Raw genomic sequence first — 21,817 nt, 5'->3', positions numbered from 1 at the left:
CGGGTCGGCGTGCCAAAGGCACGGCGAAACCACCCGACAGCCCGATTGACAGACTCAAAGATTTGATCATATTCTCCCAGCAGGCGACCGAACGGCCCCCGCGAACGCGCGGACACCCGGACCGGGCCTTTACCGAACCACCACCGCGGCAGGACAACATGAGAACGCCCCGCAAAGCGAAATCCGAGGCGGATTGGCTGACCAATCTGCCCGAAGCCTTCCTCGACTACCTCGACGGGCGCCGACTGGAAGAGGTCGAATGCATCATCCCCGACCTTGCCGGCACCTCGCGCGGCAAAGCGATGCCGTCCTACAAGTTCCGCCCGGACGAGACCTTCTTCCTGCCCATCTCGCTCTTCTACCAGACCATTTCGGGCGAATATGTGGATATGGAGATCGAGAACCAGTGGCTGGAACGCGACGTGGTGCTGACGCCCGACATGTCCACCGCCACCGCCGTGCCCTGGGCCGATGACCCGACGCTTCAGATCATCTGCGATCTGGGCACCCGCGAGGGCGATCCGCTGGCCATCGCCCCGCGCAACGTGCTGCGCCGGGTTCTGGATCTTTACAAGGCGCAGGGCTGGAAACCCGTGGTCGCGCCCGAGCTGGAATTCTACCTGACCAAGCCGAACACCGACCCGAACGAGGAAATCCAGCCGCCTCTGGGCCGCACGGGCCGCAAGGGCGCCAGCCGCCAAGTCTATTCCATGGCCGCCGTGGACGAATACGGGCCGGTCATCGACACGATCTACGACTATGCCGAGGATCAGGGCTTCCGCATCGACACGGTGATCCAGGAAGGCGGCGCCGGACAGATCGAGATCAACCTTCTGCATGGCGATCCGCTGTGGCTGGCCGACCAGGTGTTCTATTTCAAGCGCTCGATCCGCGAGGCGGCGCTGAAAAACGGCATCTTCGCCACCTTCATGGCCAAGCCGATCCGCGACGAGCCGGGCAGCGCCATGCATCTGCATCAAAGCGTGGTCGATATCAAAACCGGCAAGAACATCTTTTCGAACAAGGATGGCAGCCCGTCCGATATCTTCCGCCACTTTATCGGCGGGTCGCAGAAATACCTGATGGAACTGGTGCCACTGCTGGCCCCCTATGTGAATTCCTATCGCCGCATCACGGTCGAGGGTCAAAGCGCGCCGTCCAATCTGGAATGGGCCAGCGACAACCGCACCACGGGCCTTCGCATCCCCCATGGCGGGCCCCAGGCCCGGCGGGTGGAAAACCGGGTCATCGGGATGGATTGCAATCCCTATCTGGCCATCGCCGCCTCGCTGGCGGCGGGCTATCTGGGAATGATGAAAAAGCTGCCCCCCCGCCCCGCCGTCGAGGTCGAGGTCTGGGAGACCGACGATGCCCTGCCCGCGAGCCTCGGCGAGGCGCTGGACATCTTCGAGGAGGCCGAGGAAATCCGCGCCGTGTTGGGCGAGGAGTTCTGCCAGCTCTATGGCGACATCAAGCGCGCCGAGAACGAAGAATATCAACGCGAGATTTCACCGTGGGAACGCCAGCACCTGCTGCTGAACGTCTGACGGCCTGATGGGAGAGAGAAGACAATGAACATGATCAGCAACCATATGCCGACGGCGGAATTGCAGGCGCTCGACGCGGCCCACCACGTGCACCCGTTCTCGGCCAACACCGCGCTCGGGCAGGAAGGCAGCCGGGTCATCACCCGCGCCAGTGGCGTGACCCTGACCGACAGCGACGGCCATGAAATCCTCGACGGGATGGCGGGTCTGTGGTGCGTCAATATCGGCTATGGCCGCGACGAGCTGGCCGAGGTGGCGGCGCGCCAGATGCGCGAGCTGCCGTTCTACAACACCTTCTTCAAGACCACCCATGTGCCGGTGATCGCGCTGTCGAAGAAGCTGGCCGAGCTGGCACCGGGCGATCTGAACCACACCTTCTTTGCCGCCGGCGGGTCCGAGGCCAATGACACCAATATCCGCCTGGTGCGGACCTATTGGCAGTTCAAGGGCAAGCCGGAAAAGAACGTCATCATCAGCCGCAAGAACGCCTATCACGGGTCTACCGTGGGGGCGGCCTCGCTTGGTGGCATGGCGGCGATGCATGCGCAGGGCGGCATCCCGATTCCGAATATCCACCATATCGGCCAGCCCAACTGGTGGGCCGAGGGCGGCGACATGACCCGGGAAGAGTTCGGCCTGAAGCGCGCGCGCGAGCTGGAAGAGGCGATCCTGGACCTGGGCGAGGACCGCGTCGCGGCCTTCATCGCCGAACCCGTGCAGGGCGCGGGCGGCGTGATCGTGGCGCCGGACAGCTACTGGCCCGAGGTGCAGCGGATCTGCGACAAGTATGACATCCTGCTGATTGCCGACGAGGTGATCTGCGGCTTCGGGCGTACCGGCAACTGGTTCGGATCGCAGACCGTGAACATCCGCCCCCATATCATGACCATCGCCAAGGGGCTGAGTTCCGGCTACGCGCCGATTGGCGGCTCGATCCTGTGCGACGAGGTGGCCGAGGTGATCGGGTCTGCCGATTTCAACCACGGCTACACCTATTCCGGCCACCCCGTGGCCGCCGCCGTGGCGCTGGAAAATCTGCGGATCATGGAAGAGGAAAACATCGTCGGCCATGTGCGCGACGTGGTGGGGCCCTACCTGAAGGCGAAATGGGAGAAGATGGTCGAGCATCCGCTGATCGGCGAGGCGAAGATCGTCGGCATGATGGGCTCGGTCGCGATGACCCCCGACAAGGAAAAGCGCGCGGCCTTCAAGGCGCCTGCGGGCACTGTCGGGCTGATCGCGCGCGACCGCTGCTTCGCCAACAACCTGGTAATGCGCCATGTGGGCGACCGGATGATCATCTCGCCGCCGCTGGTGATGACGCCCGACCATATCGACACGCTGATCGCGCGGGCCACCAAGGCGCTGGACGAGACCTATGCCATCGTCAAGGAACGGGGTCTGCTGGAAAGCGCCTGATCCCCATGGACCTGCTGACCGTCAATGACAGGCCGGGGGACTATCCCCCGTCCTTCTACGCCCATGCGGCCCCCCCCCTGCCCCGGTTTCCCACGGCGACGGGCGAGATCACCTGCGACGTGGCCGTGGTGGGCGGCGGGTTCACCGGGCTCTCTGCCGCGTGGCATCTGGCGAAGCGTGGCTATGACGTGGTGCTGCTGGAGGCAAGCCGCGTGGGCTTCGGCGCCTCGGGGCGCAATGGCGGGCAGGTCGGACAAGGCCAGCGGCTGGAACAGGATGAGCTGGAGGCGATGGTCGGGCAGGACCACGCCCGCGCGCTGTGGGATATCGCCAACCAGTCCGTCGACCTCGTGCGAGAGATCGCGGACCGCGACGAGGTGCGGGCCACGTTCCACCCCGGCGTGATCCACGCCGCGCACCGGGCGCGCTACGTGCCGGATTATGCCGCCTATGCCGAGAAGCTGCAGACCGAATACGGCTATGACCAGATCCGCGCGCTGGACCGGGAGGAGCTGCGCGCGCTGGTAAACTCCCCCGCCTATCACGGCGGCACTATCGACATGGGCGCGGGCCATATCGACCCGCTGGAACTGGCGCTTGGGCTGGCGCGGCTGGCCAGTGGCGCGGGCGCGCGCATCTTCGAGATGTCGAAGGTGGAGCGGCTGGAGCAGGGCGAGCCCGCCCGGCTGGTGACGGCCACGGCGCGGGTCACGGCGCGCCATGTCGTGCTTGGCTGCAACGGCTATCTCGGCGGGCTGGTGCCTCAGGTCGCGGCGCGGGTCATGCCGATCAACAATTACGTGGTGGCGACGGAGCCGATTGGCCCTGACCGGCAGGAAGAGATCATTCGCGGCAATCACGCGGTCGCGGACAGCAAGTTCGTGGTGAACTATTTCCGCTTTTCCGACGATCACCGGCTGCTCTTCGGTGGCACCGAAAGCTATCGCTACCGCTTCCCCCGCGATATCGCGGGCGCGGTGCGTCGGCCTTTGGAGGAGATCTTCCCGCAACTGAAGGGCGTCACGATCACCCATGGCTGGGGCGGCACGCTTGGCATCACCATGAACCGGATGCCGCATTTCGAGCGGGTGGCGGGCAATATCCTGAGCCTGTCGGGCTATTCCGGCCATGGCGTCGCGATGGCGACGCTGGCAGGTCAGATCGCGGCGGAGACGATTGCGGGACAGGCGGAACGCTTCGACGTGATGGCCAGCGTTCCGACCCCGCGCTTTCCCGGTGGGGTGGCGATGCGCTGGCCGCTTCTGGTGCTGGCGATGCTGTGGTTTTCCCTGCGCGATAAGCTTTGAGCGATTTCGCCGCCTCCGGCGTCGACCCGCGCGGCCCTTGCGGGCCGCGTTCAACTGGCTGGTGGTGCAGATCGGTGCCTGCGGCACCGATCCGGCCCAAATGCTCTTCTCAAGAGCATTCCACAGAGGGGGCGCTGCCCCCGTCGCCTGACGGCGACTCCCCCGAGGTATTTGGGCCAAGCTGAAAGAGAAAAGGGTTGCCCGAATGTGGACTGCTTGGCATTGTCAATCGAAAGCCGTGCAGCCGAGGGAGGCCCCGGTCCGATGTTCAGCCGCTCGATATCAGTCGCCATGGCCTTTCTGGGTGTGGCGGCCTGCCAGCAACAAGCGCCGGATGCGGAGGGTGGGGCAATGTTCTATCGGGCAACCTGCGCGACCTGCCACATGCCGGGAAGCACCCCGCAGGGCCCCGATCTGACACAGCTGGCCGCTTTGAATGGTGGGTCCTTTCCAGTGGAGGAGGTGACACGGATCATCGACGGGCGGGCGGAGCTGCGGGCCCATGGGTCACCCATGCCGGTCTGGGGTGCGATCCTGACTCCGCCGGAGGTCCGCGATCTCGCGGCTTATCTCGCGACAATCCAGCATTAGACTGGCATTGAGCCGTTGTCAGGCGAACAGAGCTTTGCGAGCCATCGGCAAGGTGGCGAGACCCTAGGGCCAAGAGCATTGAAATCGGAGGGCATAATTGCCATCGTCAACAGGTGACTTCGGGCATCTTTGGAGGGCATGACATGTTCGGACGGAAGCGAAACGCGGCTATGGCCTTGGCCATCCCTGTCATTGTTGGCGCCTGTCAGCCCGCGGTCGAGCCCCCGACGGGGGCCGAACAGGTCTATCGAGACACCTGCCTGCTGTGCCATGCCGCCAGTGGGCCCGGTGCCTCAGCCCCCGATCTGACCACGCTGTCGGCCGTGAATGGTGGCAGCTTCCCGATGGCAGAGGTGATTGCGATCATCGACGGGCGCGCGGGCGTTCGGGCCCATGGCTCGCCCATGCCGGTCTGGGGGGCACGTCATTCGGATGCAGAGATCGAGGCGCTGGCCGACTACCTGGCAACCATCCAGCAATAAGGGGACCCCGGGGGCGGGACATCCCCCGGGGTCCCGGCGCGGAGAAGCGGGGGGACAGACTGCTCGATCGCTCCGCGCCGTTTGCGCGCGGTTCAGTCGGCGGAGAGGCTTTCGGCAAGGCGCATCAGCTGCACCGCTTCGAATCGGTAGCCGAACTCATCCTCGCCGCGATTGGCATTGGCGAGCGCGATGGCATCCGCATAGGTCCAGTCGCCCAGGAAATCCGATCCGCGCAGCAGCTGGCCGAAGCCCGCGATGGCGGCGGCGAAGGCGGCCTCGGGGTCGGGGCTGTCGGTCATCTCGATGGGGAACTCGATGAGTTCGCTTTCCTCCGCGCCCGGTTCCTTCCAGCGCAGGCGCAGGAAGCCCAGTTCGTCGGAATGCTCGCCTGCTTCGGCCTCTGGTGTGTCGCTGGCATAGCGCAGCGGATCGGTCAGGCGGGCGGGGCTGCCCACGGGCGTGACCTCGTAGAGCGCCGTGACGGCATGGCCCGCGCCAAGTTCGCCTGCATCCACGTCGTCATTGTTGAAGTCTTCGCGTGCCAGGGCGCGGGTTTCGTAGCCGATGAGCCGATATTCGGCGATCACGGCGGGATTGAACTCCACCTGGATCTTGACGTCATCGGCAATCGGGAAGAGAGCCCCGGCCAGCTGATCGACCAGCACCCGGCGGGCTTCGCTCAGCGTGTCGATATAGGCGGCGGTGCCATTTCCGTTCTGGGCCAGCGCCTGCATCGTGTCGTCCTGCAGGTTGCCACGCCCGAAGCCGAGGACGGACAGGTAGGTGCCGCTGTCGCGCTGATCGGTGATGAAATCGGTCAGCTCATCGGGGTTGGAGATGCCGACGTTGAAATCACCATCGGTGGCCAGCAGAACGCGGCTGACCTCGCCCTCCTCCGACATCTCGGAGGCCAGTCGGTAGGCCTCGCGCAGCCCGCCCGCGCCGTTGGTGGAGCCGCCGGCCTGAAGACGGGTGAGCGCGGCTTCGATGGCGTTGCGGTCACTGGCCGGGGTCGGGTCGAGCGCAACGCCCGCGCTACCCGCATAGGTCACGATGGCGACCTCGTCCTCGGGGTCCAGCCGGTCCAGCATCAGGCGGAAGGACTGGATCAGAAGCGGCAGCTTCGACGGGTCGTTCATGGAGCCCGACGTGTCGATCAGGAAGACGAGGTTCAGGGCCGGGCGGTCCTCGATGGCGGGCAGATCGCCCTGCAAGCCGATGCGGACCAGTCGGGTGTCAGGGTTCCACGGGGTCTCGAACACGTTCACCGTGGGGCGGAAGGGGCTGATATCGTCGGCATCCGGCGCGGCGTAATCATAGGGGAAATAGTTGATCATCTCCTCGATGCGCACGGCGTCGGGGTTGGGCATCTGGCCACGGTTGAGAGAGGAGCGCAGAAGCGACCAGGAGGCGGTGTCAACGTCGATCGAGAAGGTCGAGACCGGGTCATCGGCCACGACACGCAGGGGATTGTCATCCTCGTTGGCGTATTCCTCGGTATCGGCCGGAGGCGGGGCGACGATATCGGGCGAGGCGATCAGGCCGCCGGGGGCGACCACGCCGCGCGAATTCAGAACGGCGCTGTTGCCATAGCCCTGCTGCTGGATGGCCCCACCCCCCACATCACCGCTGGAATGGAGGGAGAAGAGCCCATCGGTCGGGGCAGGCGACGGCGGGGCCATGGGTTCGGCCAGGATCACCGGTGCAATCTCGACCCGTTCGGTATCCCGCAGAGTGACCCGTCCGACCTCTTCCGACGTGTCCGCCACGGCAAGATCTCCATCCTCGGTGGCCCCGGTGTCCTGCGCCTGTTCACGGTCCACGCCGGTCACGATCTCGGGTTCGGAAATCACCGGGCCACTATCGACGGGCGGGCGCAGCAGGTTTTGCCCCTGCGGGCTGAGAAACAGGAAGCCAACGGCAACGATGGCGGTGGTGGCGGTCAATCCGCCAAAGGCAGTACGGGAAATCAGCATGTCAAAAGCTCCTTTGAAAAAGCCCCCCGTTTGGGGACGATCAGAGCTTTGACGGGCCTCGGTCCGCGATCCTTGGGCCGTTTGGAAATTTTTTTTCGCCAGGGCCAGATTTTCGGCCCGGCGCGCGGGATCGGCGGCCGGGGTGGCCGCTGTCATGGCCGACCTCAGGTCGTCCAGATCGAAGTCATCGGTGCGGGGGGTCATGTCGACTCCTCCTCGTTTCGTATACGGGCGAGCGCCTTCTTGGCCTCGGATATGCGCCAGCTGACCGTGCCTTCGGAGACACCCAGGATCTCGGCCACCTGCGAATGGGTCAGGTCGTCGAGCACCAGAGCCAGCGTGTCGCGCAAGCTGTCGGAAAGCTGCGCCATGGCGCGATAGAGCCACGCGACCTGCGCGCTCTCTTCGGCGGCGGCCTTGCGGCGGTTGACCTCCCAATCGCCCCAGCCTTCGGCGGCGCGGGCATGGGCGGCGGCGCGGCGGCGGCGGTCGGTGGCGGCGTTCACGGCCACACGGTAAAGCCATGTCGTCACCTGCGCCTGCCCCCGATAGCTGGCCAGTTTGGCCGGAAGGGCCGCACAGATATCCTGCGTCAGATCCTCGGCCTCGGCCCGCGATCCGGTCAGCCGGAAGGCCAGCGCAAAGAGCCGGTCATAGTGACGCGACAGAAGCGCCTCGAAGGCGTCCGCGTCGCCACCGGCAGCCGCAAGGGCCAGATCCTGATCCGTTACACTCATGCGCATGTCTTTCCTTGGACGCAGCCTAGACCGCGATCCTTGGGAAGAAAGTGAAATTTTCTTTGGGGCAGGCGCGCGCTTTTTCAGCGCTGCCTTTCGAGGCCCGAAAACCGCGATTTCAAGAAATCGAAATGAATGCCCTAAAATACTAATTTCATTGACGAAAACCGGATTCATCCGCATTCAGAGAGGGTATTTCAGCTTTGTGCAGGAGCGCAGCGCATGGGGATTTCCTATATCAAGCAGGGGGCCGCCCCCGATGTTCAGGACAACCGGGACCTGACCGATCAGGTTGCCCTGATGCTGCGGGTGATCGAGACCGAAGGCGAAGACGCCGTGCGCCGCATGGCCGCGCAATTCGACAAGTGGGAGGGCGATATTCTGCTGTCGGACGAGGACCGCGCCCGCGCCATTGCCCGCGTGCCCGAAGAGGTCAAGCGCGACATCCGCTATGCCCATGACAATATCCGCCGCTTTGCCGAAGCGCAGCGCGCATCGGTCACGGATTGCGAGATCGAGCTGGCGCCGGGGCTGGTGGCGGGGCAACGGCTGATCCCGGTCTCCGCCTCGGGGTGTTATGTGCCGGGCGGGCGCTATGCGCATGTGGCCTCGGCCCTGATGACGATCACCACGGCGAAGGTGGCGGGTGTGCCGCATATCACCGCGACCTCGCCTGCGAAGCCCGGACAGGGCATCCCCGATGCCATCGTCTTCACCATGGACCTTGCAGGCGCCGACGCGATCCTGGCGCTTGGCGGGGTGCAGGCCGTGGCCGCCATGGCGCATGGGCATTTCGGCCTGCCGGGGGCGGATATTCTGGTGGGGCCGGGCAATCAATATGTGGCGGAGGCCAAGCGGCAGCTATTCGGCCCCATCGGCATCGACATGGTGGCGGGGCCGACCGACAGCATGGTCATCGCCGATGGCACCGCCAATCCCGAAACCGTGGCCTGGGATCTGGTGGGCCAAGCCGAGCATGGCTATAACTCGCCGGTCTGGCTGGTCACGAATGACGCGGTTCTGGCGCAAAGCGTTCTGGGTATGGTGCCCGGCCTGATCGAGACGCTGCCCGAGCCCAATGCGGAAAACGCACGGCAGGCCTGGGCGCGGCATGGCGAAATCATCCTGTGTGACAGTTTCGAGGAGATGGCGCGGGTGGCCGATGACTATGCACCCGAACATCTGCATGTGCAGGCGGAGGGGCTGGATTGGTGGCTCAACCGGCTGCGGGTTTATGGCTCGCTTTTCCTGGGGGCGGAAACCACCGTGGCTTTCGGCGACAAATGCGCCGGGCCGAACCACGTGCTGCCCACATCGGGGGCGGCGCGCTATACGGGCGGGCTGTCGGTGCACAAGTTCCTGAAAACCGTGACCTGGCAGCGGGCGACCGAAGACGCTGCTCGGCCCGTGGCAGAGGCAGCGGCGCGGATTTCGCGGCTGGAGGGCATGGAAGGCCATGCGCGCACGGCGGATATCCGGCTCAGGGGGTAGCGGGGGAGGTGGGCAAACTGCCCACCCTACGACCTCAGATGCGGAACAGGGGCTGCAACAGGCGCGGCAGGACGCTGTGGAAGCGCAGCGGCGCGTCGGTTGCGGCGAGGCAGATGCAGGGCAGACCCTCACCGGCGACGGGGGTATGATCCAGCTCTTCGTCGGCCACTTCCAGATCGCCCACGCCGAAGGCGCCGGTTTCATCGCTGAAGCTGCCTTGCAGGACCAACGTCATCTCGATCCCGTTATGGCCGTGATCGGGCACCGCGCGGCCCGGCGGAATGTAGAGCAGCCGCAGGCTGCCGTCCGGCCCATCCATCAGGATCGACTGGCGCACCCCCATGCCAAGGCTTTTCCAGCGCGGTTCACGGCTTTTCAAAGCCGCCATCACCGGACCGGGATAGATGCCCTTGCGCTTCGGCGCGGGGAGGTCTTCGGGCGCGGGGGCGTCCAGCAGCGCCAGCACATCGGCCTTCAACGCGTCGGACAGGTCAACCGCTCCGCCCTCTTCCAGCACGGCACCACCGGCCATCTCATGCGCCTGCATCCCGGCCCGACAGGTCGCGCACATGGACACATGCGTTGCCACCACGGTCTCGAAGACCGGCGGCAGGGTGCCAGCGGCATAAGCCGCGAGCATCGGCTCGGGGATGTGATGGGTAATGTCACTCATGGCTCTCGTAGCTCTTTCAACTCGTGCCGCAACCGGTCCAGCCCTAGCCGGATGCGGGATTTGATGGTGCCGAGCGGCAGCCCGGTCTGATCGCGGATTTCCTGATGTGTCAGATCGCCCAGATAGGCTTTCTCGATCATCGCGCGCTGTTCGGGTTTTAGGCGGCTGAGCGCCTGTTTCAACTTCCCTGCTTCCTGTTCCATGGCCAGCACCTGTCCGGCATCCGGCTCATGGTCGTCTTCGTGTTTCAATTCTTCGGGCATCGTGCGGCCCGTGCGGCGGATCGTGTCGATCTGGCGGTTGCGGGTGATCTGGTAGATCCAGCCAGACACCTGCGCCCGTTCCGGGTCGAACTGCGCCGCCTTGTGCCAGACCGTCAGCATGACGTCCTGCACGATCTCTTCGGCCAGCGCCGCGTCCATGCCGCCCCGCATCACGAACCCCTTGAGGCGTGGCGCGTAATAGTCGAACAGTCGCGCAAAAGCCGCCTTGTCGCGCGCATCGCGCACGGCCAGCATCCACGCGGTCTGGTCTGTCATGTCCTGCCCGTCAGTCACGGCTTTCCTGTCCCTTTGCACGCGCCGCGCCAAGCGCTCTGTCCGCGCCCTGCCCGTGTCCCGTGCCATGTCAGCCGTCATCAACATACGATCTCTACGCAGGGGTGCAAATTCCGGATCATTTTTGATCCGATCTTTTTCGGCCCCCGTATTCCTTGCACCACGCACACGGAGACGCCCATGTCCTTTGACGCCCCCTTTCGCCCTGCCCGCCGCATTGCCATTATCGGTGGCGGCATTTCTGGGCTCGCTGCCGCATGGCTGCTGTCGCGCACGGATTCCGTCACGCTTTACGAGGCCGAGCCGCGCTTGGGGGGACATGCCCGCACCGTGATGGCGGGCAAGACAGGGGATCAGCCGGTCGATACCGGCTTCATCGTCTTCAACTACGCCAACTATCCGCACATGACCCGCATGTTTCAGGATCTGGACGTGCCCGTGGTGAAAAGCGACATGAGCTTCGGGGCCACGGTGGATAATGGCCGCATCGAATACGGGCTGAAGGATCTCGACGCGCTTCTGGCGCAGAGATCCAACCTCGCGCGCCCCGGCTTCCTGAGGATGCTGCGCGATATCCTGCGCTTCAATGCGCGGGCCGAGGAACTGGCGAAGGATGACAGCGCCACCATCGCCGACCTGATGCGCGACCTGAAACTGGGCCGCTGGTTCCGCGACTATTACCTCGTGCCCCTGTCCGGAGCGATCTGGTCCACCCCGCCCGAACAGATCCTGTCTTTCCCCGCCAAGGCGCTGGTGCAGTTCTTCCGCAACCATGCGCTCATGTCGACATATGGTCAGCACCAGTGGTGGACGGTGGACGGCGGCAGCCGCGAATATGTCAGCCGGCTGGAGACGTATCTGCGCGCGGCCGGGGCCGATCTGAGCGTGGGCCAGCCGGTCAGATCCGTGCGGCGGTCGGGCGGGGCGGCAACGGTTGTGTCAGAACAGGGGGCAGAGGTCTTCGACCATGTCATTTTCGCCTGCCATTCCGATCAGGCGCTTCGGCTGCTGGATCGTCCCACGAAGGACGAACAACAGGCTCTGTCCGCCATCCGCTTTCAGGATAACGAGGTCTGGCTGCACCGCGACCCGGCCCAGATGCCCAAGCGGCGCAAGGTCTGGTCCTCCTGGGTGTATCAGGCCGAGCAGAATGCCGACAGCCAACGCATCGGCGTCAGCTACTGGATGAACCGGCTGCAGAACATCCCCGAGGATGACCCCCATTTCATCACCCTGAACCCCGCCCGCCCGATCCGCGAGGATCTGGTCTATGACCAGACCACATTCGCCCATCCGGTCTTCGACCTTGCGGCGCTGCGCGCACAGGGGCAACTGCGCGAGATGCAGGGGCGCAACAACACCTGGTTTGCCGGGGCTTATACGCGCCACGGCTTCCACGAGGACGGGTTCGCCAGTGCCGTGCGCATCGCCCGCGCGCTTCAGGACCAGCAGCAGGTCATCGCCGCATGAGCCACTGGCCCGAACATCTGCAAAGCCAGACCACCCACGCACGGCGGGGCGGCATTCGGCACGCGTTCACCCATGGGGTGGATTTCGTACTGATCGACCCTGTTGTCCGCGAGGGCCCCGCGCTGTTTGCCCGGAACCGCGCGGGGCTCTATTCCGTTCAGGATCGCCACCATGGCGGGGCGCCCGGTAAGGGACGCGGTGTTGTCTGGGCACAAGAGGTTTTCGCCGCCCATGGCCTGACCGACGCGCGCATCCTGTTGCTGACACAGCCCGCCTTTCTGGGCCGCGTTTTCAACCCGGTCAGCTTCTGGCTGGCCTTTCGCGGCGACGATCTGGTCGCGGTGATTTCCGAGGTGACCAACACCTTCGGGGACCGCCACAGCTATCTCTCCGCCCTTCCCGGCTTTGCCCCGATCCAGCCGCAGGATGTGCTGGAGGCGGTGAAACTCATGCATGTGTCCCCCTTCCAGGAGATCAAGGGCGGCTACCGGTTCCAGTTCCGGGTGACCCCGGACCGCATCGCCATCCGCATCGGTCATGAAAACGGTCCCGAGGGCGTGGTTGCCACCCTGACCGGCACCCGCCGCCCGATGACCAATGCCACGCTTCTGGCCGCCGCCATCCGCCGCCCCGCAGGCACCGCGCGCACTTGGGTTTTGATCCACTGGCACGCGCTCCGCCTGAAACTGAAAGGGGCGCTCTACCGCCCCCGCCCCGACGCCCCCACAGAAGAGGTAAGCTGATGCTGTTCCTGACCGCCCGCGTGAAACGCGATTTTCTGGAAAGCTGTGGCCAGATCACAGACGGCAGCCTGCGCCTGCGCACGCCCGAGGGCGAGGTCTACGATTTCGGCCAGGGTCTGCCCGAGGCTGAAATGACGCTCCACGACTGGTCCGTCGTCACCGCCTGCGCCGCCAAGGGCGATATCGGGTTGGGAGAGACCTATCTGGCGGGGCTCTGGGACACGCCTTCGGTCGCGGATCTCTGCCAAGTTGCGCTGATGAACATGGAGCGGCTGGAAAGCTTCGTCTATGGCGGCTTCTGGGCGCGCATCGGCTACCGGCTGCTCAACACCGTCATGCGGGCCAATTCCCGCGCCGGGGCGGCGCGCAACATCCGCAAGCATTACGATGTGGGCAACGAGTTCTACGCGCTTTGGCTCGACCGGGGGATGACCTATTCCTCCGCCCTCTTTGCCGAAGGCGACAGCGACCTGACCCGCGCGCAGCACCGCAAGAACGCCCGCATTCTGGGACAGTTGAGCGGCGACAGCGTGCTGGAAATCGGCTGTGGCTGGGGCGGCTTTGCCGAGGCGGCCGCCGACCGGGGCCACCGTGTGACCGGCCTGACCCTCTCGCCAAGTCAGAAAGGCTATGCCGATGCCCGCCTTGATGGCCGGGCCGAGATCCGCCTTCAGGACTACCGCGACACGCGCGGGCGCTTTGACAATATCGTGTCGATCGAGATGGTGGAGGCCGTCGGCGAACGCTACTGGCCCACCTATTTCGGAGCTTTGAAAGACCGGCTGGCAGACGGGGGCCGCGCGGTGCTTCAGGTCATTACCGTGCCCGACGACTATTTCGGCATCTACCGGCGCGGGTCCGACTTTATCCGCTCGCATATCTTCCCCGGCGGTATGTTGCTGTCTCCGGCCGTGATCCGGGATCAGGCGACGCGGGCCGGGCTTCAGGTGGTCGATGATTTCGCCTTCGGGCATCACTACGCGGCCACAACCAAGGCGTGGCAAACCCGCATGGACGCGGAACAGCGCCGCATCGCCCGCCTTGGCCTGCCGGAGGAGTTCCTGCGGGGCTGGCGGTTCTATCTTGGCTCCTGCACGGCGGCCTTCCTGACCGGACAGACCGGGGTGCATCAGGTTGCGCTGGCCCATGCGGAGGAAGCACGCTGATGACCTATGTTTTTGCAGCCCTGACCCTGACACTGATCCTCTGGCTCGCGTTCCGCGCGCGGTTCAGCTTTCGCCGCCAGACGCCAGAGTTCTACGCAGAGACTGGCCCAGATTTCGACATCCGCCGCCATCTGAACGGCCCCATCCACTGCGAGGGCGTGATCTATGGCCCGCTTGGCACCGTGACCTCCCGCTTCACCGCCGATATGCAGGGCGAATGGGCAGGGGCGACCGGCACGCTGGCCGAGCATTTCCGTTATGCGGGTGGCGGAACCCAGGACCGAAAATGGTTCCTCAACGTGGCCAATGACGGAACCTTCACCGCCACCGCAGACGATATCATCGGCACCGGACGCGGGGTGATCTCAGGGGCCACAGTGTGCATGAACTATCGCCTGAAACTATCCGAGGACGCGGGCGGCCATGTGCTGGACGTCACCGACTGGATGTACCTGATGGACAATGGCGTGATCATGAACCGGTCCGAGATGCGCAAATACGGGCTGCGCGTGGCCGAACTGGTCGCCACCATGCGCCCCGCCGCCTGATATGTTCCGGGGCAAGACCTATTGGCTGATCGGCGCGTCCGAGGGGCTTGGGCGTGCTTTGGCCGGACTCATGGCGGCTGAAGGCGCGCATATGATCCTGTCCGCCCGGAATGCCGAGCGGCTGGAGGCGCTTGCCGCCACCCTGCCCCACGCCCGCGCCCTGCCGATGGACGTGACCGACAGCGGATCAGTACAGGCAACGGTCGCGGATCTGGGCGAGATCGACGGAGTGATCTACTGCGCCGGGGCCTATGAGCCGATGACCGCACAGGCGTGGAACGTGGAAGAGGCGCTGAAAGTCTCGGAAGTCAACTTCACCGGCGCCCTGCGCAGCCTCGGCCATGTGGTGCCCCGAATGGCAGACCGCGGCAGCGGCCATATCGTCCTTATAGGGTCGCTTGCCGGGTTCCGGGGGCTGCCCGGTGCCATCGGTTACAGCGCCAGCAAGGGCGCGCTGATGCAACTGGCCGAGAACCTGTTCATGGACCTGCGCGGCAGCGGGGTGACAGTCCAGCAGATCAACCCCGGCTTCATCAAGACCCGGCTGACCGAGAAGAACAGCTTCGACATGCCCTTCATCCTGTCGCCCGAGGAGGCCGCCGCAAAGACCCTCAGGGCCATGAAATCCCGCCGCTTCGCCACGTCCTTTCCGTGGCCGATGGCTGCCTTCTTCCGGCTTGGCTCCGTCCTGCCCATCCGCCTCTTCCGCCGGATGCTGAGCTGATCAGAGCCACTTCTTCCACTTGAACACCAGATAGCAGCCAACCGCCGAGGCCAGCATCAGCGCCAGCGCCGCCGGGTAGCCCCAGGGCTGCGCCAATTCCGGCATCACGGCGAAATTCATCCCGTAGATCGACGCGACCAAAGTGGGCGGCAGGAACAGCACCGCCAGAACCGAGAAGATGCGGACCGTGGAATTCTGTACCAGGGTGATCATCCCGAGCGTCGCATCCACGCTCAGGCCGATGCGCGACGACAGGTAGTCGCTATGTTCCGACAGCGCCTCGATATCGCGCTGCAGCCCCGCGACCAGCCCGGCCACCGCCGCGCCCCGCTCGCCGGACTCGAAGAAGCTGAGGGCGCGTTCCAGCGTCAACAGCGCCAGGCGGATCCGGCCAATCGCCTCGCCCTGCAAGCCCACCTGTCTCAGCGTCGCCTGCAACGCATCGGGGTCGCGCCCGGCATCGCCCGCGAAGACCTGCCGCGTGGTGTCGTCCAGCACCCGGCCAACGCCTTCCAGCAGATCGGCCAGCCGCGCCACGATCTCTTGCGCCAGCCCCAGAAACACCCGTTCCGGCGCGTCGATCCCGGCCGAGGACTGCCCGGCCCGCCCCGGATAGGTGAGGAACGGGCGGGGCTGGTGATGGCGCACGCTGACCAGACGGTCGGCCGTCAGGATGAACGCCACCGGCGCGGCGACCTGGTTTCCCTCGCCATTCTCACCGGTCAGCACCACCGTCAGCACCTCGGCCCCCTCGTCGCGATACAGCCGGTTGGACAGCTCGATCTCTTCCATCTCGGCAAGGCTCGGCACGTCAATCCCCAGCTTGGCCATAAGTGCGACCTCTTCAGGCGTGGGCTGAAACAGGTCGACCCAAAGCGCCTGTCCCGGCTCTGCCACCTGCAAGGCACGGCCTGCACACATATACGCCGTCAGCATGCGAAATCTCCGATCCTTGTCTGTCCCCGGATTGTCCGGGCAAGCCTATCAGACTTCCCAGGCGAAAGCGGTCGCCAGATTTGCCCGCCTCCGGACCCGCCCCTTCCTGACTGAAAAAATGTTCCCCAATTTCCCCGCCCGCGCCGCGAACCTGCCACAAAGCCGGGCCACATTCTGCGAACCCGTTATTGCAAGGAGACTTAGAATGACCCTCTACCTGGCCTGTATTGCCACTGTCGTATGCTGCACCATGGGCGCCAACGCGCTTTACAAATTCATCGTTTCCCGTCGTGAAGACAAGGGCGACATCGCGGACGCCGTGGCATAAGTCTGATGACAGCCACGCGCCACCGCGAGGCGCGAGCAGAGACATGAAAACGGCATCTTCCGGGGTGCCGTTTTTCATTTTCCCTCAGGCGGCGCGGAAATCGCTCGGGGTCCGGCCGGTCCAGCGGCGAAAGGCCCGCACGAAGGACGAGGGTTCGGAAAACCCCACCAGATAGGCGGTCTGGTTGACCGACACCTTGCGCGCCGACAGGTAATCGCAGGCCATCCGCCGGCGCAGCGCGTCATGCACCCCGCCAAAGGTCGCGCCTTCCTCTTTCAGTCGCCGATACAGCGTCTGGCGGCTCATCCCCAGGTCCGCCGCCATCCTGTCCATCGAAATATCGCCCTCGTGCAGAATGGCCATCAGCCGCGCTTCCACCTGCGCCCTGACCGACCCGTCTCGTGACAACTGTTCCAGCAGCTGATCGGCGCGGCTGGCGAAGATGCCAAAGACATATCGGCTGGTCTCCTCCCACTCGACCTCCAGCCATCTGGGGTCGATCCGGATCGCATTGCGCGCCGCGCCGAAACGGACGGGCACGCGGTAGAGCGCCTCATAGGCGGCGGCATGCGGCGGGGCGGGGTAACTCACCTCCATCTCCAGCGCGAAATCCGCCTGTGGAAAGCTGCGCCGGAATTCTCCGATGAAGCGGGCGAAGGCAGTTTCGGTCAGCGCCGGAAAGCTGTTGGGATCGGGCCGGTTGTCCACGATCCAGATCTGCCCGTTTTCCGGGCTGACGCTATAGCGTTCCGCCCCGTTCATGATGTCGAGCTCCACCATCAGCTTGGCATAGCGGTTGAGCTGCACCATGGACTCCGCCATCGAGGCAGAGGAATGCACGATCAACCCGACGATCGAGACCTCCTCCAGCTTGGTGCCAAGGCTGTAGCGGATGGGCAAGGCCCCGTCCCCGGTGGCCGCACAGGCGGCCTCGATCAGCGCCTTGTAGGCCCCCAAAGGCACTCGCGCATCCTGATCGGACAGGTCCATGCCCGCCAGACCCGAGGCCGCGAGCAACCCCGCCCGGTCCGCGCCCCCGGCCACTGCGTAGTCCAGAAATCCCTTCACGATCCCCGCCGCCGCCGTCGGGCCTGTCGCTGCAATCATACCGTCATTCCAATCGCTATGTCCCAGACCTAGCCGCGCTGGCACGAATTGCCAACAGGTTGAAACGCGGGGTCATGGCGATGACACGAAGCACGGCCTAGATCGCGTTCATCGAAACACCCCAAGGACGACCCCCATGAAATCCTGCCTGATCACCCGCCTGTCCCGGCGGCGCCTTGGCCTCTGGTCCAGCCCGCTCTCCGCCCTGCCCGACCGGTTGCGCGCCGATATGGGCCTGCCCGATCGTCCCGCACAACTGCCCGCGCGGCCCTTTTTCTTCCTCACGCCCCTCATGAAACTCTGAAAGACCTGCCTCCATGAAACCCGTTATGTTCCTCACCCCCCTGATGATCGCCGCGCTGGTCTCGGCCTGCGCCGAAAGCGGTGCCAACTACGCACCGGTTCTCGATGGCGAACCGACCGCCGCCTATGCGCACGACCTGCGCGCCTGCCAGGCACTGGCCGCCAACCAGCGCCAGTTCGACCGCCAGACCGCCGGCAGTGCCGCGCTTGGCGCGGGCGTTGGGGCGCTGGCCGGTGTCGCCGATGACGACGTCAGCGAGTCCGAAGGCATCGCCGCCGGTCTGGTCGTCGGCGCATTGGTCGGGGCCGCCGCAGGCGCGGGCGACGCCAGCGACCGGCGCGAATCCATCGTCGTGGAATGCCTGCGCGGGCGTGGTCACAGGGTGGTAGGCTGACCCGCTCGGCGGCACGAAACTGTTCCTGAAGATAATTGCGAGGCTCCCCGGCCTCCGACGATGGCACTGGCGAAAACGCCGCCCACCTCGCGCTCAACCGGCATCATCACCCCGCAGCTTTCATCTTGGCAAAAATACCTCCGCCGGAGGCATCCCGCCCTCACCACCGATCCAGCCGCCCGTGATGGCACACGGACCCCGCGCGACGCCCCTGACACACGCGCTCCCGTCCGACCCGGCGCGCACCGTTCTCCTCCCGCGCGGGGAAGGGCCTTCGAAGGCCCTTGTAAAGAGGTTTCGAAACCTCTTCCCCCCGCAAACGGCAAGGTTTCGCGCCCGATCGGGTCAACTCGGAAATCAGAGTTTCGTCTGCACGCATGGTGCACGGGGGGTGTACAGGGGGTGTACGCATGGCACCCCCCTCTTGTCGCGGCGCCTAGCGCCCCTTCCAGACCGGATCTCGCCCCTCGGCAAAGGCCTTCGATCCCTCCAGCTGATCCTCTGACCGATAGAGCGTTTCCACCGTCTCGAACTGGCTCCTGGTGATCTTGTTCATGGCGTCCTGGAACTTCATGTCCTCCGCCTCGCGCACGATCTCCTTGATCGCCGCATAGACCAGCGGCGGCCCGGAAGCCAGCAGGTCCGCCATCTCGCGCGCTTTGGCAAGCAATTGATCTGCCGGGTAGATATGGTTCACGAAGCCCCACCGTGCGGCTTCCTCCGCATCCAGCCAGCGGCCCGTGAACAGCATCTCCATGGCGATGTGATAGGGGATGCGCTTGGGCAGCTTGACGCTCGCGGCATCGGCCACGGTGCCGGATCGGATCTCGGGCAGCGCAAAGCTGGCGTGATCTGCGGCCAGGATGATGTCAGCCGACAGCGCCAGTTCCAGCCCGCCACCGCAGCAGATCCCGTTAACCGCTGAAATCACTGGCTTATTCAGCCCGCGCAATTCTTGAAGCCCGCCGAAACCACCCTTGCCGTAATAGGCGTCGACCGGGTCGCCCTCGGCAGCCGCCTTCAGATCCCACCCAGCGCAAAAGAACTTCTCGCCGCCGCCCGTGACAATCGCCACGCGCAGGTCGGGATCGTCCCGGAACTCGGTAAAGACCTCGCCCATGATCTGGCTGGTTCTCATGTCGATCGCGTTGGCCTTGGGCCGGTCCAGCGTGACCTCCAGCACATGGCCACGGCGTTCCGTGCGGACGGGGGTGTCTGTCATCTGTCCTCTCCGATTGTGATCAGCGCATCGGCGGCAACGGCCTCCGACGGGGTGCATATGAGCGGGTTGATCTCGATCTCTTCCAGCCGCGCAGCCTCCGCCTCAACGAAGCTTTGAACGGCCATCACGGCATCCAGCACCGCCTCCAGGTTAGCCGCAGCCGCCCCGCGATATCCAGCCAGAAGCGGTGAAATCTTCAGTTTTTTCAAAGCGCCGCGAATGTCGTCGCGGGTCGAGGGCACCAACATGGACATCGTATCGCGCAGGATCTCGGTCAGCGTCCCCCCTGCCCCGAGGGTCAGGACAAAGCCATGCGCCGGGTCGCGGACGACGCCGACCAGCAGCTCCGCCACCATGCCTGTCACCATCTCTTCCACCAGGAAAGACGATGCCTGCATCCCCGCAGCCGACGCCTCGACATCAGCCGCATCCGCGAGGTTCAGCACCACCGCGCCCGCCTCGGTCTTGTGGGCCACGCCCTCGCCTTTCAGCACCACCGGAAAGCCGAGGCCCGCCGCGATCTCTGCCGCCTCAGAGGCCCCCATGGCCCGGCCCGATCCCGGCACCCGCACGCCGTGAGCGGCCAGCGCCGCCTTGGCCTGTGCCTCCGTCAGCGTCCTTGCGCCGACCGGATCGCCCGGCAACAGCACCGGCTCCGGCACCTCCCGCACCTGCCCCAGCCACGCCCCCAGATCGAGCGCCGCCAGCGCCTCGCCCATCCCCGAAAACGGCACGATCCCGCGCGCCACGGCCCGATCCGCCACCGCCTCGGGCAGGGTTTCCGGCAGGCTTGCCAGAATGCACATGCGTTTGCCGGTCGCGGCCTGTGTATCGGCGATGGCCTCCACCACCTTGTGCCAGTCACTGGCATCGCAGCGGTCCTCGCGGGGGAAGTCCAGCACCGCGCAGCCCATGGCCAGATCACCCTGCATCATGGCGCTGAAACAGCGGGTGGTGGCGGGCTGATCGCCCCAGATATAGGTGTGATAATCCAACGGGTTGGCCAACGCCACCTTCGGCCCCAAAGCCTCCGCCAGCGCCACCCTCTGGCCCGGTTCCAGCGGCGGAAAGACCAGCCCCGTCTCAACCGCCAGATCCGCCATCAGGCTCGCCTCACCGCCGGAACAGGACAGAGACCCGATCCGGTTCGACACGAGCGGCCCGCCCACATGCAGCAGTTTCAGCGTCTCCAGCATCTCGGCCAGCGTCCGCGCCTGTGCGATCCCGAGCCGCGCCAGCAGCGCCCGCCCGCCCGCATCGCTGCCCGCGACCGAGGCGGTGTGTGACACCGTCGCCGCCCGCGCCTGTTCCGAGGCCCCGATCCGCACCGCCACAATGGGCTTGCCTAACTCGCGCGCGGTGGCCGCCAGCGCCTCGAACCCGCGCAGGTCGGATATCCCCTCGATATGCAGCCCGAGCGCGGTGACGCGGGGATCGGCCAGCAACCCGCGCCCCATCATCGCCAGGTCGGTCTGCGCCTGGTTTCCCGCTGTCATGATATAGGCAATCGGCAGCCCGCGGGCCTGCATCGACAGGTTGCAGGCAATGTTGGAGCTTTGCGTGACAATCGCCACACCGCTCTCCACCGGCACCAGCCCATGCTGGTCGGGCCACAGAAGCGCCCCGTCCAAAGCATTGAGAAACCCATAACAATTGGGCCCCAGAACCGGCATATCCCCGGCCGCAGCAACCAAGGCACGCTGCAACTCCGGCCCGTCCGCCAGTTCCGCCTCCGCTTCCGCAAAGCCGCTGGCAAAGCATACCGCGCCGCCCGCGCCCATCTTCGACAGCAGCGCCACGGTTTCCACCGTTACATGCCGGTTCACGCCGATGAAAACCGCATCCGGCACCCCCGGCAGGTCTTCAACCCGCGCGAACACTGGCAGGCCCGCCATTTCGCTCCTGCGCGGATGCACGGGCCACAGATCACCCGAAAACCCGATCTTGAGGCATTCGCGCAGCACATTCGCACACCACGCCCCGCCACCGATCACCGCGATGCTCGCGGGCCGCAGCAACCGGTTCAGATCACGTCCCATAGGCTCCCTCGCACCTGCTTTCATCTTGGCAAAAATACCTCGGGGGGTCCGGGGGG

22 protein-coding genes are annotated in these 21,817 nt (G+C 65.4%); 14 read left to right on the top strand and 8 right to left on the bottom strand.

Translation table 11 applies throughout. From position 1 onward, the window contains the following. The first annotated feature begins 158 nt into the window (after positions 1–158). The 5 genes from RBB16_RS18245 (at position 159) to RBB16_RS18225 (ending at position 5,346) form a co-directional block, all read left to right on the top strand. Complete coding sequence (locus tag RBB16_RS18245; RefSeq protein ID WP_306047502.1) at positions 159–1,547, top strand: glutamine synthetase family protein; 1,389 nt, start codon at positions 159–161, stop codon at positions 1,545–1,547. Positions 1,548–1,571: 24 nt separating this feature from the next. Further along, positions 1,572–2,966 carry an aspartate aminotransferase family protein gene (locus tag RBB16_RS18240; RefSeq protein WP_306047501.1) on the top strand — a complete coding sequence of 465 codons (1,395 nt, stop codon included), beginning with the start codon at positions 1,572–1,574 and terminating at the stop codon, positions 2,964–2,966. Positions 2,967–2,971: 5 nt separating this feature from the next. Next, on the top strand, positions 2,972–4,273 hold the full coding sequence (locus RBB16_RS18235; protein WP_306047500.1) for an FAD-binding oxidoreductase: 1,302 nt from the start codon (positions 2,972–2,974) through the stop codon (positions 4,271–4,273). 216 nt (positions 4,274–4,489) lie between these two features. Next, positions 4,490–4,864: a cytochrome c gene (locus tag RBB16_RS18230; protein WP_306047499.1), complete on the top strand. Its 375-nt coding sequence runs from the start codon at positions 4,490–4,492 to the stop codon at positions 4,862–4,864. Between the two features lie 143 nt (positions 4,865–5,007). After that, positions 5,008–5,346, top strand: a complete 339-nt coding sequence (locus RBB16_RS18225; RefSeq protein ID WP_306047498.1) for a cytochrome c — start codon at positions 5,008–5,010, stop codon at positions 5,344–5,346. A gap of 92 nt (positions 5,347–5,438) precedes the next feature. Here RBB16_RS18225 and RBB16_RS18220 read toward each other — a convergent pair whose 3' ends face one another. Together RBB16_RS18220 and RBB16_RS18215 are read right to left on the bottom strand one after the other, a co-directional pair. Then, on the bottom strand, positions 5,439–7,322 hold the full coding sequence (locus tag RBB16_RS18220) for a von Willebrand factor type A domain-containing protein (protein ID WP_371931266.1): 1,884 nt from the start codon (positions 7,320–7,322) through the stop codon (positions 5,439–5,441). Positions 7,323–7,522: 200 nt separating this feature from the next. Beyond that, positions 7,523–8,059, bottom strand: a complete 537-nt coding sequence (locus tag RBB16_RS18215; protein ID WP_306047496.1) for an RNA polymerase sigma factor — start codon at positions 8,057–8,059, stop codon at positions 7,523–7,525. Between the two features lie 222 nt (positions 8,060–8,281). Here RBB16_RS18215 and hisD point away from each other — a divergent pair, with 222 nt between their 5' ends. Then, on the top strand, positions 8,282–9,550 hold the full coding sequence (gene hisD / locus RBB16_RS18210; protein ID WP_306047495.1) for a histidinol dehydrogenase: 1,269 nt from the start codon (positions 8,282–8,284) through the stop codon (positions 9,548–9,550). Between the two features lie 34 nt (positions 9,551–9,584). On the opposite strand, the gene RBB16_RS18205 is transcribed toward hisD, so the two are convergent. Next, positions 9,585–10,223 (bottom strand): ChrR family anti-sigma-E factor, encoded by a 639-nt coding sequence (locus tag RBB16_RS18205; protein WP_306047494.1) that lies wholly within the window; start codon positions 10,221–10,223, stop codon positions 9,585–9,587. Then, positions 10,220–10,762, bottom strand: a complete 543-nt coding sequence (locus RBB16_RS18200) for a sigma-70 family RNA polymerase sigma factor (protein ID WP_306047493.1) — start codon at positions 10,760–10,762, stop codon at positions 10,220–10,222. The genes RBB16_RS18205 and RBB16_RS18200 overlap by 4 nt, the downstream gene beginning before the upstream one ends. A gap of 198 nt (positions 10,763–10,960) precedes the next feature. Between RBB16_RS18200 and RBB16_RS18195 the strand changes: the two genes are divergently transcribed. Genes RBB16_RS18195 through RBB16_RS18175 form a run of 5 tightly spaced genes read left to right on the top strand, consistent with a single transcriptional unit; the run spans position 10,961 to position 15,431 of the window. Beyond that, on the top strand, positions 10,961–12,250 hold the full coding sequence (locus tag RBB16_RS18195) for an NAD(P)/FAD-dependent oxidoreductase (protein ID WP_306047492.1): 1,290 nt from the start codon (positions 10,961–10,963) through the stop codon (positions 12,248–12,250). Continuing rightward, entirely contained in the window at positions 12,247–12,993 is a 747-nt protein-coding gene (locus tag RBB16_RS18190; RefSeq protein WP_306047491.1) for a DUF1365 domain-containing protein, read from the top strand. The genes RBB16_RS18195 and RBB16_RS18190 overlap by 4 nt, the downstream gene beginning before the upstream one ends. Further along, complete coding sequence (locus tag RBB16_RS18185) at positions 12,993–14,159, top strand: cyclopropane-fatty-acyl-phospholipid synthase family protein (RefSeq protein WP_306047490.1); 1,167 nt, start codon at positions 12,993–12,995, stop codon at positions 14,157–14,159. The genes RBB16_RS18190 and RBB16_RS18185 overlap by 1 nt, the downstream gene beginning before the upstream one ends. Next, positions 14,159–14,707, top strand: coding sequence for a DUF3833 domain-containing protein (locus tag RBB16_RS18180; protein ID WP_306047489.1), 549 nt, complete (start codon positions 14,159–14,161; stop codon positions 14,705–14,707). Before RBB16_RS18185 ends, RBB16_RS18180 begins: the two co-directional genes overlap by 1 nt. Position 14,708: 1 nt before the next feature. Further along, complete coding sequence (locus RBB16_RS18175) at positions 14,709–15,431, top strand: SDR family oxidoreductase (RefSeq protein WP_306047488.1); 723 nt, start codon at positions 14,709–14,711, stop codon at positions 15,429–15,431. Here the strand turns inward: RBB16_RS18175 and RBB16_RS18170 are convergent, their stop codons facing one another. Next, positions 15,432–16,367 carry a CorA family divalent cation transporter gene (locus RBB16_RS18170; RefSeq protein ID WP_306047487.1) on the bottom strand — a complete coding sequence of 312 codons (936 nt, stop codon included), beginning with the start codon at positions 16,365–16,367 and terminating at the stop codon, positions 15,432–15,434. Between the two features lie 205 nt (positions 16,368–16,572). Here RBB16_RS18170 and RBB16_RS18165 point away from each other — a divergent pair, with 205 nt between their 5' ends. Continuing rightward, complete coding sequence (locus tag RBB16_RS18165; protein ID WP_281249835.1) at positions 16,573–16,695, top strand: hypothetical protein; 123 nt, start codon at positions 16,573–16,575, stop codon at positions 16,693–16,695. An 84-nt stretch (positions 16,696–16,779) separates the two neighbouring features. Here the strand turns inward: RBB16_RS18165 and RBB16_RS18160 are convergent, their stop codons facing one another. Further along, the gene (locus RBB16_RS18160; RefSeq protein ID WP_306047486.1) at positions 16,780–17,802 is read right to left on the bottom strand and encodes an AraC family transcriptional regulator; all 1,023 of its coding nucleotides are present in this window, start codon (positions 17,800–17,802) and stop codon (positions 16,780–16,782) included. A 136-nt stretch (positions 17,803–17,938) separates the two neighbouring features. Here RBB16_RS18160 and RBB16_RS18155 point away from each other — a divergent pair, with 136 nt between their 5' ends. Beyond that, positions 17,939–18,106: a hypothetical protein gene (locus tag RBB16_RS18155; RefSeq protein WP_306047485.1), complete on the top strand. Its 168-nt coding sequence runs from the start codon at positions 17,939–17,941 to the stop codon at positions 18,104–18,106. Between the two features lie 25 nt (positions 18,107–18,131). Next, on the top strand, positions 18,132–18,500 hold the full coding sequence (locus tag RBB16_RS18150; RefSeq protein ID WP_306047484.1) for a glycine zipper family protein: 369 nt from the start codon (positions 18,132–18,134) through the stop codon (positions 18,498–18,500). 436 nt (positions 18,501–18,936) lie between these two features. Here the strand turns inward: RBB16_RS18150 and RBB16_RS18145 are convergent, their stop codons facing one another. Both RBB16_RS18145 and RBB16_RS18140 read right to left on the bottom strand, forming a co-directional pair. Further along, positions 18,937–19,722, bottom strand: coding sequence for a carnitinyl-CoA dehydratase (locus RBB16_RS18145; RefSeq protein WP_306047483.1), 786 nt, complete (start codon positions 19,720–19,722; stop codon positions 18,937–18,939). Further along, the gene (locus RBB16_RS18140; protein WP_306047482.1) at positions 19,719–21,761 is read right to left on the bottom strand and encodes an acetate--CoA ligase family protein; all 2,043 of its coding nucleotides are present in this window, start codon (positions 21,759–21,761) and stop codon (positions 19,719–19,721) included. The genes RBB16_RS18145 and RBB16_RS18140 overlap by 4 nt, the downstream gene beginning before the upstream one ends. Positions 21,762–21,817 lie beyond the last annotated feature (56 nt).

The organism is Nioella sp. MMSF_3534, from assembly GCF_030732985.1.
In the GTDB taxonomy this organism is placed as follows: Bacteria; Pseudomonadota; Alphaproteobacteria; order Rhodobacterales; family Rhodobacteraceae; genus Nioella.
Note: the sequence above shows the minus strand (reverse complement) of the source record. Positions and strands in the feature narration are given on the sequence as shown.